This window comes from Pseudomonas sp. PSE1(2024), from assembly GCF_050990555.1.
In the GTDB taxonomy this organism is placed as follows: domain Bacteria; phylum Pseudomonadota; class Gammaproteobacteria; order Pseudomonadales; family Pseudomonadaceae; genus Aquipseudomonas; species Aquipseudomonas aphyarum.
In genome coordinates, this window is sequence record NZ_CP158967.1 from 3980185 (window position 1) to 3992588 (window position 12404).

The window sequence follows — 12404 nt, forward strand, 5'->3', positions numbered from 1 at the left end:
GCCGGCGGTTAAACGCCGGGGATCGTGCCGGGATCTACACTGAACGGAACAGCTGTGAGGTGCCTATGAAAATGTCTGCGCAAATGACCGTGGTCGCAGTGCTCGCCACCCTCGCCTATCTGGGCCTGGCGATGTGGGGCATCGGTGGCGTGGCGGTGTTTTTTTCTCACGGCGCGTTGGTCGTGGTGGCCCTGGCCACGCTGGCCATGGTGGTGGCGTCGTTGTTTACGGAAGTGAATCTGAGCACCGGCGAGCGCGAGGACCGGGCCAATCGCTGGGTGATTCCGGCGTTCGCGGTCATTGGATTGGTCAGTGCCTTTCTGCCGGCTTACTGCGACCGCATCGGTTTCTGGACCGTCGGCCGCGAAGGTACCCGTTGGCTGGGCGCGTTGCTGTTTATCGTTGGTGGTGGATTGCGCTTGTGGCCTGTGTTTGTGCTGGGCCATCGGTTCAGCGGGCTGGTGGCGATTCAGCCGGGGCATCGGCTAGTGACCGAGGGCATCTACCGGCATCTGCGCAACCCCAGTTATCTGGGGCTGGTGGTCAATGCGATCGGTTGGGCCCTGGCCTTTCGCTCGGTGGTAGGCCTGTTGCTGGCGGCGCTGACGCTGATCCCGCTGATCGCCCGCATCCACTCCGAAGAGGCCCTGCTGCGCACGCAGTTCGGCGCCGAATACGACGCCTATTGCGCCCGCAGCTGGCGCTTGGTGCCGGGGGTTTATTGAGGTTGCAGGCGCAACTGGCCGTCGCTGTCGATGCTCGGCGCAATTTCGCGGTAACTGGCGATGGTCGCGTGTGCGGTTTCAAGCGGATGCTGGTGAGTCGTGGTGATGATCATCAACGGCGCACCGGCGGCTTCGGCGGCCTGAATGCCGACGGTGGCGTCTTCGAAAATCAGGCAGTCCGCCGGTTCCAGGCCCAGACGTTTGGCCGCCAGTCGATAACCCGCCGGATCCGGTTTACCGGCGGTCACGTCTTCAGCGGTGATCATCACCGCAGGTTCAGGAATCCCCGCCGCCGCCATCCGCCGCAGCGCCAGATCCCGTGGCGCCGAGGTCACCATGGCCCAGCGATCCGCCGGCAACGATTTGAGAAACGCCGCTGCGCCGGGAATCTCGACAATGCCTTCGACGTCTTCGATTTCCGCCTCGGTGATGAACGCCGCTTGCGCCTCGGCGTCCACGCCCGGCAGGTTCAAACGCGTGATGGTGTCGATGGCGCGCACGCCGTGGATGGTCGGCAGGAACGTCTCGACGTTCACCCCATGGCGCACGGCCCAGGCGGACCAGATCCGCTCGGCGGCAGCGATGGAGTTGAGGACGGTGCCGTCCATGTCGAACAGGAACGCGCCGAACGCGCGGTTGAAAACAGCATCGTGAGCAGACAAAAGATCACTTCCTCGCAAGGGGCCGGGCAACGATGCCCGGCAATGTAGCACTTGCGCGGTGCTTCAGTGCAGACGCGGCGCCTTGGACTTGAACGCACCGTCCACGCAATCGAGCAACTGGCCGATGGCCCACGGCTTCTTGATAAACGCCACCGGATGCTTCACGCCCGAGGTTTCCGGTGTTTCATAACCGGACATGACCATCACCGGTTTGTCCGGCCAGCGCTCGCCGACCAGATTGGCCAGGTCCGCGCCATTAAGGGTGCCGGGCATGGTGATGTCGGTGAGCAGCAACGCGACTTCCGGCGCGTGCTTCTCCAGATATTGCGAAGCCGCATCGGCACTGGTCTGCGGCTCGACCTTGAAACCTTCCTCCTGAAGAATTTCGCACAGAAACTCCAGAATCAACGGATCGTCCTCGACTACCAGAATCAACCCGCCAGGAAGGTGCGCGCTCGACGTCGGAATTGGACACATGAACTGGCACTCCCTGAATTGCATGAACGATTTAGCGGCTTGATCCCGCTGCTTATCTGGTATGAGCAGCGCCTTCTACAGAAATTCATTTTTGATACAGGTCTTTTCGATAACAGCCGTTCGACGGGCAGTCACCGACACGTTATTGCGGTTAAAATGCGCGCCCTTTTGCTGGCCGATCCCGATTGATGAACCCTCAAGCCCTCGCCGTTCTCCATGCTCACCTGCTCACCGCGCTGACTTCGGCTCCGGCCGAAACCCGGCGCCTGTTCCATGGGCGTGGGCGTTGCTGGCCGGGGCTGGAGCAAGTCACCGTGGACTGGCTGCAAGGCGTGGTGCTGGTGTCGCTGTTCAAGGAACCCGAGGCTTCGCAGCTGGAAGACCTCAAGCGCCTGCTGCTGGAGATCACCGGTTCGGCGCCATGGCAGCAGTCCGGCGCCCACACTTTGCTGATCCAGCACCGTTACCTGCCGCAAAGCACCGCCGAATGGCTGTTGGGTGAAGAAATCGACGAAATGACCATCGTCGAGGGCGGGCTGAAATACCGCGTGGATCTGGGCCGCAAGCAAAACGCAGGGCTGTTCCTCGACATGCGTTACGGGCGCAACTGGGTGCGCGAACACGCGGCGGGCAAACGGGTGCTGAACCTGTTCGCCTACACCTGCGGTTTTTCGGTGGCGGCCATCGAGGGCGGCGCCAGTCACGTGGTCAACCTCGACATGTCCCGCGCCGCGCTGAGCCGGGGCCGCGACAATCACCGACTGAACGGGCATGACCTGAGCAAGGTGAGCTTCCTCGGCCACGACCTGTTCAAATCCTGGGGCAAGGTGATCAACAGCGGCCCATACGATCTGGTGATCATCGACCCGCCGTCGTTCCAGAAAGGCAGTTTTCTGCTGACCAAAGATTACCAGCGCGTGCTGCGCCGTCTGCCGGAACTGCTGACGGCGCAGGGCACGGTGCTGGCCTGCATGAACGATCCTTCGTTCGGTTCCGACTTCCTGATCGACGGCGTGACCCAGGAAGCACCGAGCCTGCGCTTCGAGCAACGGCTGGAGAACCCGCCGGAGTTTCCGGATATCGACCCGGAAAGCGGTCTGAAGGCGCTGCTGTTCAAGCAGATCCGCTGATTCCGGTCAGCGCGGCCGCAACACCAGCGCAAACAACTCGCCATGCCCGGTGACGTTGAGCTTGTGATAGAGATTGCGCCGGTGCACCTTCACGGTCTCCGGCGAAATGTGCATGTGCTGGGCGATGGCCTTGCTGGAAAAGCCCTGAAGAATCAGACGCGCCGTATCGATCTCGCGCGCGGTCAGACGGGCGTCGAAGCGGTCGAGCAGCGCCGCAATATCGCCGACCGGCGCCTCGACCGCCGCGCCTTGCGGCGGCATCAACTGCACATGTCGACGCATCGCTGACAGCACCCAATCCCGCACGCAGAGCAGGCGCCCCTGCTCCTGCAAACCGAACGCCGTCGAGCGGCCCATCGACAAGCCGAGCACGCCGTCGTCGAGGTTGACCAGAAATTGCAGCTCATCCGCGCCGACCACCGAGCGGAAGTAACTCTGGTAGTACTCGCTGTGCAGAAACTGGTCCGGCGCCACGGATGCAAGGCTGTGCAAACCGTCGGAGATCCCGGCGCAGGCGGCCTGATAGAACGGATCAAGCAGGTACATGCCGGCGCAGTAACCGGCCAGTTCTTCCTGCTCGTCGGCACGGCCCTGACTGTCGAAGTCGATCAGCAATTGCGGCGGCCGCCCCGTCTGCATCACCGCCACCAGCGCATTGTCCAACGGCACCAGCAACCGCAGCGTATCGACCAGCGCCCGCCAGAAACCGTCCTGACCGACCGAAGCGAACACTCGCGACAGGCTCTGATGCACTGGCAATTCCTGCAGCAACGCGTCCACGCTCTACCCCTTTTGAGTAACCCATGATGGGAATGGGTGCGGCGCGGCCCGCCCGATAGGCTGACCACTCCTGTTCATCACCGGCCTGCCAACAGGCCAGGAGTGCCGCATCATGCGTGGTCATCGTGGGTATATCAACCTGGGTCTGATGGGCATTTTGTCCGCGGCGCTGAGTGCGCAGGCGGCCGATGCGCCGAGCGTGCATGTCTATAACTGGTACGACTACATCGGCCCGAACACCCTGCATGATTTCAAGCGTGACAGCGGTATCGAACCGGTCTACGACACCTTCGACAGTGCCGAAGTACTGGAAGGCAAACTGATGACCAGCCGCAGCGGCTACGACGTGGTGGTGGCGAGCAACTTCAGCCTGCCGACCCTGATCAAGGCCGGCGCCCTCGCCCCGCTGCCCCGCGACCAACTGCCAGGCTGGAAGAACCTCGACAACGACCTGCTGAACAAACTGTCCAACAACGACCCCGGCAACCAGTACGCAGTGCCTTACCTGTGGGGCACCAACGGCATCGGCTACAACGTCGACAAGGTGCGCGCCGTGCTGGGCGACAAGGCCCCGCTGGATTCCTGGGATCTGGTGTTCAAGGAAGAGAACCTGGCCAAACTCGGCGAGTGCGGCGTGGCGATGCTCGATTCGCCGTCGGAAATGCTCCCGGTCGCGCTGCACTATCTCGGCCTGCCACCCAACAGCACCAAGGCCGAGGATTATCAGAAAGCCGAAGCGCTGCTGCTGAAACTGCGCCCGCACATTGCCTACTTCAACTCCTCGAAATTCATCAGCGATCTGTCCAACGGCAACATCTGCGTGGCGGTCGGTTGGTCCGGCGCGATGCTCGAAGCCAAGACCACCGCCGAGCAGGCCGGCAACGGCGTGAAGATTCAGTACAGCCTGCCGAAAGAAGGCGCGCCGGTGTGGTTCGACACGCTGGTCTTGCTCAAGGACGCACCGCATCCGGCCCAAGGCCTGGCGTTCATCGACTACCTGCTGCGGCCCGATGTGATTGCGCCGGTCAGCGATCACCTGTCCTACCCCAACGGCAACCGCGCTGCCACGGCGCTGGTTGCCCAGGCCACCCGCGACAACCCGGCGGTGTACCCGTCAGCCACGGCGATGGCCACGTTGTACACCCTCGAACCCTTGCCCAAAGCCACCGAACGGGTGCGTACGCGGGTGTGGAGCAAGGTCAAGAACGGCCAGTAACAACCCTTCGAATCACTGCCTTCAACAGAGAGAACATCAATGAAACCACGTGCCCGCGATCTCCATATCCGCATCGGTCAACTGCAACCCGGCCCGCTCAACGCCATCACCGACGTACCCGGCGTACGGGTCGGCCACAGCAACGTGCGCGGCCGCAGCGCCAGCGGTCGTGACATCTGCAGTGGCGTCACCCTGATCGAACCCCGCGCCGGTTCGACCAACGCACAACCGTGTTTCGCCGGCGTCCACGTACTCAACGGCAACGGTGATGCCACAGGACTGGAGTGGATTCGCGAAGCCGGCCTGCTGACCAGTCCGATCGCCTTCACCAACACCCACAGCCTCGGCGTGGTGCGCGATGCCTTGATCGAACTGGATCGCGCGCAGCAACCGGACGACGGTCGGCTCTACTGGAACATGCCGGTGGTGCTGGAAACCTTCGATGGCTTGCTCAACGACATCAACGGCTTTCATGTGAAGCCCAAGCATGTGGCCGAAGCGATGAGCAATGCCGTTGACGGCCCGGTGCAGGAAGGCGCGGTGGGCGGTGGCAGCGGCATGATCTGCCATGAATTCAAGGGCGGGATCGGCACCGCGTCGCGCCGCTTGAGCAAGGCTCAGGGCGGCTGGACAGTAGGCGCGATCGTGCAGGCCAACCACGGGATTCGCAGCGAGTTGCGGGTCGACGGCTACCCGGTCGGGCGCTACATGGAACAAGTGGATTCACCATTCTTGCGGGCTTCGTTGCCGCATCCGGGCATGGGCTCGATCGTAGTGGCCCTCGCCACCGATGCACCGCTGTTGCCACATCAATGCACGCGACTGGCGCAACGGGCGAGCCTCGGTCTGGCGCGCACCGGTGGCGGCAATGAGGATCACAGCGGTGACATCTTCATCGCCTTCGCCACCGGCAACGGTCATATCCCGCCCGCCGCTTACGAAGGCAAAGGTGCATCGACTTGCGACGGCTTGCGGATGGTCAACAACGACCACATCAGCGAGTTATTTCTGGCGGCGACCGAGGCGGTGGAAGAAGCGATCATCAACGCCTTGCTGGCCAGCGAGAGCACCGAAGGCAACGGGCATTCGGTGCCGGGGCTGGATGCCGCCACCCTGCTCGCGGCCCTGGATAAAGCCGGGTGGCCGGGCGCTCGCTGACATTCAGCGGAACAACCCAAGTCCGAGTTCGCGCGCCGCCTGCAACTGCCTCGCCGGATCGCTCGACTCGGACTCCAACAACAACGCCGAGCCCGCCACCGTCGCTCCGCAGTAATCGAAAATCCCGTGATCGATCTGTGTCTTCATCGCCGCGCCGTAGCCATGGCGCTCGTAAGTGCGCACATCCGCCCCGCCTAGTCCGACGAGGTGCACGCGCAATCGTCCGAGCTTCTTTTGCGTCTTATCACCGTCGAAATCGTACGCCCAGCCATTGCTGAACACTCGGTCGATCCAGCCTTTGAGCAGCGCCGGCATCGACCACCAGAACACCGGATAGACCAGCACCAGCGCATCGGCGCGGTCGATGCGTGCCTGCTCGGCCAGCACGTCCGCCGGTGGCGCGGATTCGCGGTGATGCACCGCCCAGTCGGCCACGCCAAAGCGCGGGTCGAATTCTTCGGCGTGCAGGTCGGCGATTTCGAAGGTGTGGGATGGATCGCTTTCCGACAGGCCTTTGGCAATCTGTTGCGCCAATGCGTGGGTCAGCGAACGTGGATCATCGTGATCTACAACAATCAATGCGTGCATGGGGAAATCTCCGGTTGGTGATTGCTGACCAAGGGCTTATCCTTTCGATAAGCTACGTTTAGTAAGTTACCTTAAGTAAGTTACGTTTGGTATATAAGCAATGTCAACCACTGAAATCCCCGAATCCGCACAACCCCGTCGACGCCTGTCCCGGGAAGACCGCCAGCGCCAGTTGCTCGACATGGCCTGGCAGCTGATTAGCGAAGAAGGCACCGACGCCCTGACTCTCGGTTATCTGGCGGAAAAGGCCGGCGTGACCAAACCGGTGGTCTACGACCACTTCACCACCCGCGCCGGTTTGCTCGCCGCCCTGTATCAGGATTTCGACCGGCGCCAGACGGCGCTGATGGACGCGGCGCTGGCCAATGCCGAAGCGACCTTGAGCGGCACCGCGACGGTGATTGCCACGGCGTATGTTGATTGCGTGCTGACCCAGGGCAACGAGATTCCGGGGGTAATTGCGGCCCTGGCGAGTACGCCGGAACTGGAGAAGATCAAGCGCGAATACGAGGCGATCTTTCTGGAGAAATGCCGCAGTGTGCTTTCGCCATTCGCTGACGGCGCAGAGATCGGACAAGCAGGATTGCGCGCCATGCTCGGCGCCGCCGAAGCCCTGTCGCAAGCGGCAGCCACCGATGAAATCAGCGCCGAACAGGCCCGTGACGAGCTGTTGGCAACCATCATTGCGATGGTCGAAAGAGCCGCCGCCCGCGCCACCCAGGCAGGTGACTGACGGTACTTGAGCGCGTCCTCCCACCTTCCTACGATGGAACTACGCAGTCGCTTGGTCCGCCAAGCCGTTGCGTAGGTGCGGGTGCTCTGAACCCCAATCAAGCCCGCACCTGGCTTCATGCGCATCTTGAGCCTCGCGGGCTCTACTTCCTCCCCATCAAAGAGTCTTGAGGCTCTTTTTTTGTCTCTGAAAATCAGCGTTCGGGTTCTCGACGGATCGAACGCCACGTGGCCTGGGCCAGCAATTCACGATAAGTCTTCGGACTGCCCTGCACTCGCCCGGACAACCACGCGCGGCAATAGCTGTCGGCCTGCCCGACGATCAGCGACGGCAACAGCTCGGCCGGGCATTCATTGAGTTCAGCCACGCGCCCGGACTCGGCCAGCCAGGTACGCAGGCCCAGATTGCGGGTCTTGTTGCGCTCGGCCAGTTCATCCTTGTGCGGGCCCCGGGTCACGGCATAACGCGCGTGATACTGGAACCGCGCCCATTCCGGCTGGTTCTCGACCCAATCCACGTAGCTGTAGACCAGCGCCTGCACGCCCTCTTCGGTGGTCGTCGCGTCGGCCAGATAAGCGTCGCGCAGGCGCGCCTGATCCTCCAGCGCAGTGAAGAACAGCGCGGCCACCAGCCCTTCCTTGTTGCCGAAATGGTGGTAGATCGCCCCGACACTGGTGTCGCACTCGGCACGGATCATTTCGATGGTAGTGGCCTCGATGCCCTGCTCGTTGAACAGGCGCAGGGCCTTGCGAAAGATGTCGCGCTTGAGTTCGGCGCGGCGGCCGGGGTAGCTGCGTTCGAGTAGATCTGCGGTGTCCATGGGCCTTGAAATTCCGGGTAAAGGGCACATCCGTGCCGATGATCGAAACGCGCACAGGTTGACAGATTTCCCGCGGACAGAATACCGTTCCGTTACAGAACAATATTCTGTAACGGAACATGATTCTGTAAATCCCCTAACCGCGAGGCTTCACCCATGAGTCAGTTTCTCAGCATGTTCAACAGTGTCGGTTCCCAGGCGTTCAGCCAGATGGCCTGCCAGGTCGCACCGTACTTCAGCACCATCAATCCGCTGGTGACCGAGTTGCGGGCAGGTTCCGCGCAGGTGCAAGTGCCGTACCGCCGCGAGATCACCAACCACCTCGGCACCGTGCACGCTATCGCCCTGTGCAATGCCGCTGAACTGGCGGCAGGGATGATGACTGACGTGTCGATTCCCGCCGGCGTACGCTGGATTCCAAAAGGCATGACCGTCGAATACCTGGCCAAGGCCAAGACCGACGTTACCGCCGTGGCCAATGGCGAAGGACTGGACTGGCAGACCGAAGGCGACAAGATCGTGCCAGTGGATGTCCACGACGCCGAAGGCAAGAAAGTGTTCACGGCGCGGATCACCATGAACGTGAAACTGTCCTGATTTCACACGCACAAAAAGCCCTTGCTGCGCTGATCGCAACAAGGGCTTTCGTCGTTTCAAAGAGAAGGGATCAGTGAACGGTCAGGCGCTGGCGGACAAATTCTTCGGTGCGCCGAGTGACCTGATCCAGATGCCGGTCGCGCTGTTTTTCGGCATCGAGCATCGCCCGCTTGCCGTGCTTTTGCAGCAGGTAGGTGTGGATCTGCTGCACTTCCAGCGAACGGTAAATCGGCGTCGTGTCGATAAAACCGCGCAGCCCGTTGCTGCGGTAGTGCCGGGTGCTCATCAGCACCTGCGTCTCCAATTGGCCCAGCACTTCAAAGCCCAGCGCCTCGAAATACGGCACCTTGCCGACGCTGCAGGTCAGCTCGGCATGGGGGTAACGCGCCACCATGTCCGCGATCAACGAACGGGCCACGCCCTGACGCCGATGCCCCTCGCGCACCGCCAGATAGGCCACGTTGCACGCCTCCCAATCACCCTGCACCGGTAGGTACAACAGGAAGCCGAGCACCTGCTCCGGATCATCGTCGTCGGTGGCCACCAGCAGTTCCACCTCGGTGCCCTTCTCGCCGTTCAACGCCTCCAGATACAGATGCACCTCGTAGCCGACCGCGTACTGATAGACGTTGTACAGCAGGTTGCTCGGGCCGAGGCCGATGGCACTGATGTCGGTCAGGTTGTCGACCACCATCTGCAGGATCTGACTGTTGACGCCTTCGGGGCATGGGGATTTGTAGTGGGTGATGCGGGGCATGGCGGGCGGACTCCGGCGGAAAACGCCGCCATCATACCGCGCCAACGCGCTGAGGACCGAACGCGTCACTGCTGCGGCGCCACCACTTTGAACTTGATGTCGATGTCCTTCGACACCACGGTGTCCGCCCACTCCCCTGCGCCGAGGCCAAACTCGTCGCGCTTGAGCACCAGTTCACCGTCGAAGATGCCGATGCTGCTGTCGGGTTTGAGTTGCACCGGCACCTGCACCTCACGGGTGATGCCTTTGAGGGTGAGGTGGCCGTCGACCAGATAACGGTTGTCGCCGGCCGGACTGAAGCGGGTCGATTCGAACACCGCCACAGGGAATTTATCGGTGTCGAACCATGCCGGTTTCACCAGTTCGGTGTTGGCGTCTTCGCTGCCGGCGTCGATGCTGGTGAGGTCGATGTGCAGCGTGGTGCGGGCGCTGGCGAGGTTGTCGGTGTCGAAGTCCAGCGTCGCGTCGAACTTGCCGAACGTGCCGTACATCCGCGAGCCCATCTGGTTATAGGTGAAACTGATCTGGCTGGCGGTGGTGTTGACCCGGGTGTACTCCACCGCATTTGCAGCAGGGACGACAATCAGGCAACACGCGGCAGCCAACAACAATCGAATCGACATGGAATGCTCCGGCGCCCGATGGGTCTCGAATGACTTAAGCAAACATCCATCACTTGCGCCAGTTCCGCCAACGCCCACCCGGATCAGTCCGTCACACCAACCGCTCGATCTTTTGATGCTTCCACACCCGTGTGTAATACAGCGTCTGCAACACCAGCATCCCCAGATACGCAATCGGGAACGCCATCCACACGCCCTGCAAACCGAACTGCCCGTCCAGCCAGTAGGCCGCCGGCAACTGCACGCCGAGCACGCAGATGATCGCCACGCCCACGGGCACCAGCACCGTGCCGCTGGCGCGCATGATGCCGCCGATGATCGCCTGGAAACCGAAGATCAACAGGCTCCACAACATGATGTGCAACAGGTGTTCGGCCATCGCCCGGGTCGAGTCTTCGGTCAGGAACAGCCCCAGCAACCAGTGCGACAACAGGTAACCCGCCAGGATCAAGCCGCCGGTCAGGCACACGTTGATCCACAACCCGGTGCGCAGGATCGGCCCCATCCGCTCCAGCCGTCCGGCACCGATCGCCTGGGCGCCGAGAATCGACGCGGTGATCGCAATCGACAGCGCCGGAAACTGCACGTAGTTGACGATCTGCGTCACCGCACCATACGCCGCCGTCGCCTGCGAGCCATGCTGGTTGACCAGCGCCAGAATCACCAGCTCCGACAGCGACAGCACGATCATCTGCACCCCGGTCGGCAGACCGATGCGCAACACCTTGCCGAGAATCGCGCCGTCCAGTCGCAGCGCCGCGAAGAACTCGCGATCCGGCGCCAGTGGATGGCCCTTGCGGATCAGGCTCCATGACAGCCACGCCATCGCCGCCAGCGTACCGGCCAGACCGGCGAACGCCGCGCTCTGAATCCCCAGTTGCGGCAAGCCGAACCAGCCGCGAATGAACGCCGGGGTCAGCGCCAGCCCGACCACGGTCGACAGCAACAGCGCCAGCATCGGCGACAGCGTGTCGCTCACCCCGCGCAACAACTGGGTGAACAGCACGTACACCAACACAACCGGCAAGGTCCACATCATCACCCGGGCATAGGCCACCGCATCATCCAGCACATCCGCCGGAGTGCCCAAACCCTGCAAGGCCTGACGCGCAAACACACTGCCCAGCACCGCCGCCACCAGCCCGATCAACACCCCCAACAACAACGTCGCCCCGGCAATCGCCTTGACCATATGCGACTCACGCGCCCCCCACGCCTGACCGATCAACACCCCTGCCCCGGCGCCCAGACCGATGACCAGCGCGATAAAGAAAAAAATGATCGGAAACATTCCCGACACCGCCGCCAGCGCCTGCGTGCCGAGCATCTGACCGATGTAAATGCTGTTGACCGTGCCGGACATCGATTGCAGGAAGTTCGACAGCACCATTGGGGCCAGGAACAGCAGGTAGGTTTTCCAAAGGGGGGATTGAGCGGGGGTTTGCATTGAGGGTCCGTCTCGGGTGGAAGATTGCCTGGATATTACGCTAGATGTTTTGAGACTTGTCGGAGGTAATAGCAGTGAAGATTTTTCTGTCTGATTAAAAGCGTATGAAGCTGAGTTCATCGTTCCATCATGATCTGCAAAAGCGGCCAATCAAGATGCCAGCACTTGGCGCGGACACGCTCCGGATAGATCGAATGTTTCTCGGCGAGGAACCTGCTCGTAGGGCGGACAACGAGGGAAAACAGATCCTGCAGGCCCAACGGTGCAGCTATTTCAATAATGCCGTTGGCACCAAGTCTGACGCCTATGGCTGTAGCCGTCTCAGGCCAGAACATCATTGCTTCGGTTGCAGAAGCATAGGGCTGATCGGCGTTACGCTGATGCATCCTTGCCTGATTCTTGACCGACCAACTTATGCTGCTGTCCAGCGTCATTAATAATGACTCCAACTGCGCGTCCCGCTCTGGACTTGCGTCATCCGCGTCGTACCAAATGACGTCTACATCAGAAGGCAATGCAGAGAACACCCGTCCATGAAGATGATCCCAGACCAGACTACGTACGAATCCAGCGGCGACCCAGCAATCAGGCAGCTGCAATCCTCTTACAATCTCAAGAATTTGCATGCGTGCGCGATCACTTGCCATGAGTGCATGAAGATTGGCTTTTAGCATCATTGGGTTTCTGCGGT

15 protein-coding genes are annotated in these 12404 nt (G+C 61.7%); 6 read left to right on the forward strand and 9 right to left on the reverse strand.

Annotated features, from left to right (window positions below):
• Positions 1 to 65 precede the first annotated feature (65 nt).
• Positions 66 to 725 carry a methyltransferase family protein gene (locus ABTV87_RS17955; RefSeq protein ID WP_127798626.1) on the forward strand — a complete coding sequence of 220 codons (660 nt, stop codon included), beginning with the start codon at positions 66 to 68 and terminating at the stop codon, positions 723 to 725.
• Here the strand turns inward: ABTV87_RS17955 and ABTV87_RS17960 are convergent.
• The gene (locus tag ABTV87_RS17960; protein WP_221533725.1) at positions 719 to 1387 is read right to left on the reverse strand and encodes an HAD family hydrolase; all 669 of its coding nucleotides are present in this window, start codon (positions 1385 to 1387) and stop codon (positions 719 to 721) included. The two genes, ABTV87_RS17955 and ABTV87_RS17960, sit on opposite strands and share 7 nt — an antisense overlap.
• 63 nt (positions 1388 to 1450) lie before the next feature.
• Positions 1451 to 1864: a response regulator gene (locus ABTV87_RS17965; protein ID WP_085602624.1), complete on the reverse strand. Its 414-nt coding sequence runs from the start codon at positions 1862 to 1864 to the stop codon at positions 1451 to 1453.
• A gap of 188 nt (positions 1865 to 2052) precedes the next feature.
• Between ABTV87_RS17965 and ABTV87_RS17970 the strand changes: the two genes are divergently transcribed.
• Entirely contained in the window at positions 2053 to 2994 is a 942-nt protein-coding gene (locus ABTV87_RS17970; protein ID WP_433898046.1) for a class I SAM-dependent methyltransferase, read from the forward strand.
• A gap of 6 nt (positions 2995 to 3000) precedes the next feature.
• On the opposite strand, the gene ABTV87_RS17975 is transcribed toward ABTV87_RS17970, so the two are convergent.
• Positions 3001 to 3774 (reverse strand): helix-turn-helix transcriptional regulator, encoded by a 774-nt coding sequence (locus ABTV87_RS17975; RefSeq protein WP_433898047.1) that lies wholly within the window; start codon positions 3772 to 3774, stop codon positions 3001 to 3003.
• Between the two features lie 112 nt (positions 3775 to 3886).
• On the opposite strand from ABTV87_RS17975, the gene ABTV87_RS17980 reads away from it, so the two are divergent.
• Together ABTV87_RS17980 and ABTV87_RS17985 are read left to right on the forward strand one after the other, a co-directional pair.
• On the forward strand, positions 3887 to 4990 hold the full coding sequence (locus tag ABTV87_RS17980; protein ID WP_433898048.1) for a polyamine ABC transporter substrate-binding protein: 1104 nt from the start codon (positions 3887 to 3889) through the stop codon (positions 4988 to 4990).
• 39 nt (positions 4991 to 5029) lie between these two features.
• Positions 5030 to 6148, forward strand: a complete 1119-nt coding sequence (locus ABTV87_RS17985; RefSeq protein ID WP_221533722.1) for a P1 family peptidase — start codon at positions 5030 to 5032, stop codon at positions 6146 to 6148.
• Between the two features lie 3 nt (positions 6149 to 6151).
• Here the strand turns inward: ABTV87_RS17985 and ABTV87_RS17990 are convergent, their stop codons facing one another.
• Complete coding sequence (locus ABTV87_RS17990; protein WP_433898049.1) at positions 6152 to 6736, reverse strand: NAD(P)H-dependent oxidoreductase; 585 nt, start codon at positions 6734 to 6736, stop codon at positions 6152 to 6154.
• Between the two features lie 100 nt (positions 6737 to 6836).
• On the opposite strand from ABTV87_RS17990, the gene ABTV87_RS17995 reads away from it, so the two are divergent.
• A complete protein-coding gene (locus ABTV87_RS17995; RefSeq protein WP_433898050.1) occupies positions 6837 to 7469 on the forward strand; it encodes a TetR/AcrR family transcriptional regulator in 633 nt (210 codons plus the stop codon).
• Positions 7470 to 7662: 193 nt separating this feature from the next.
• Here ABTV87_RS17995 and ABTV87_RS18000 read toward each other — a convergent pair whose 3' ends face one another.
• Complete coding sequence (locus ABTV87_RS18000) at positions 7663 to 8289, reverse strand: TetR/AcrR family transcriptional regulator (protein WP_433898051.1); 627 nt, start codon at positions 8287 to 8289, stop codon at positions 7663 to 7665.
• A gap of 156 nt (positions 8290 to 8445) precedes the next feature.
• Here ABTV87_RS18000 and ABTV87_RS18005 point away from each other — a divergent pair, with 156 nt between their 5' ends.
• Positions 8446 to 8886, forward strand: coding sequence for a hotdog fold domain-containing protein (locus ABTV87_RS18005; protein WP_433898052.1), 441 nt, complete (start codon positions 8446 to 8448; stop codon positions 8884 to 8886).
• Positions 8887 to 8956: 70 nt separating this feature from the next.
• Here the strand turns inward: ABTV87_RS18005 and ABTV87_RS18010 are convergent, their stop codons facing one another.
• The 4 genes from ABTV87_RS18010 to ABTV87_RS18025 all read right to left on the reverse strand — a co-directional run bounded on the left by ABTV87_RS18010 (position 8957) and on the right by ABTV87_RS18025 (position 12390).
• Positions 8957 to 9643: a GNAT family N-acetyltransferase gene (locus tag ABTV87_RS18010; RefSeq protein ID WP_085602605.1), complete on the reverse strand. Its 687-nt coding sequence runs from the start codon at positions 9641 to 9643 to the stop codon at positions 8957 to 8959.
• A gap of 65 nt (positions 9644 to 9708) precedes the next feature.
• Positions 9709 to 10266, reverse strand: coding sequence for a YceI family protein (locus tag ABTV87_RS18015; protein ID WP_433898053.1), 558 nt, complete (start codon positions 10264 to 10266; stop codon positions 9709 to 9711).
• Positions 10267 to 10357: 91 nt separating this feature from the next.
• Positions 10358 to 11713 carry an MATE family efflux transporter gene (locus ABTV87_RS18020; RefSeq protein WP_433898054.1) on the reverse strand — a complete coding sequence of 452 codons (1356 nt, stop codon included), beginning with the start codon at positions 11711 to 11713 and terminating at the stop codon, positions 10358 to 10360.
• Positions 11714 to 11829: 116 nt separating this feature from the next.
• A complete protein-coding gene (locus tag ABTV87_RS18025) occupies positions 11830 to 12390 on the reverse strand; it encodes a nucleotidyltransferase family protein (RefSeq protein ID WP_433898055.1) in 561 nt (186 codons plus the stop codon).
• Positions 12391 to 12404: the final 14 nt, after the last annotated feature.

Excerpts from the sequence above, each read along its gene's own strand:
- ABTV87_RS17955 (WP_127798626.1), top strand. The coding sequence starts at position 66 with ATGAAAATGTCTGCGCAAATGACCGTGGTCGCAGTGCTCGCCACCCTC.
- ABTV87_RS17965 (WP_085602624.1), bottom strand. The coding sequence starts at position 1,864 with ATGTGTCCAATTCCGACGTCGAGCGCGCACCTTCCTGGCGGGTTGATT.
- ABTV87_RS17970 (WP_433898046.1), top strand. The coding sequence starts at position 2,053 with ATGAACCCTCAAGCCCTCGCCGTTCTCCATGCTCACCTGCTCACCGCG.
- ABTV87_RS17980 (WP_433898048.1), top strand. The coding sequence starts at position 3,887 with ATGCGTGGTCATCGTGGGTATATCAACCTGGGTCTGATGGGCATTTTG.
- ABTV87_RS17985 (WP_221533722.1), top strand. The coding sequence starts at position 5,030 with ATGAAACCACGTGCCCGCGATCTCCATATCCGCATCGGTCAACTGCAA.
- ABTV87_RS17990 (WP_433898049.1), bottom strand. The coding sequence starts at position 6,736 with ATGCACGCATTGATTGTTGTAGATCACGATGATCCACGTTCGCTGACC.
- ABTV87_RS17995 (WP_433898050.1), top strand. The coding sequence starts at position 6,837 with ATGTCAACCACTGAAATCCCCGAATCCGCACAACCCCGTCGACGCCTG.
- ABTV87_RS18000 (WP_433898051.1), bottom strand. The coding sequence starts at position 8,289 with ATGGACACCGCAGATCTACTCGAACGCAGCTACCCCGGCCGCCGCGCC.
- ABTV87_RS18005 (WP_433898052.1), top strand. The coding sequence starts at position 8,446 with ATGAGTCAGTTTCTCAGCATGTTCAACAGTGTCGGTTCCCAGGCGTTC.
- ABTV87_RS18010 (WP_085602605.1), bottom strand. The coding sequence starts at position 9,643 with ATGCCCCGCATCACCCACTACAAATCCCCATGCCCCGAAGGCGTCAAC.
- ABTV87_RS18015 (WP_433898053.1), bottom strand. The coding sequence starts at position 10,266 with ATGTCGATTCGATTGTTGTTGGCTGCCGCGTGTTGCCTGATTGTCGTC.
- ABTV87_RS18020 (WP_433898054.1), bottom strand. The coding sequence starts at position 11,713 with ATGCAAACCCCCGCTCAATCCCCCCTTTGGAAAACCTACCTGCTGTTC.
- ABTV87_RS18025 (WP_433898055.1), bottom strand. The coding sequence starts at position 12,390 with ATGATGCTAAAAGCCAATCTTCATGCACTCATGGCAAGTGATCGCGCA.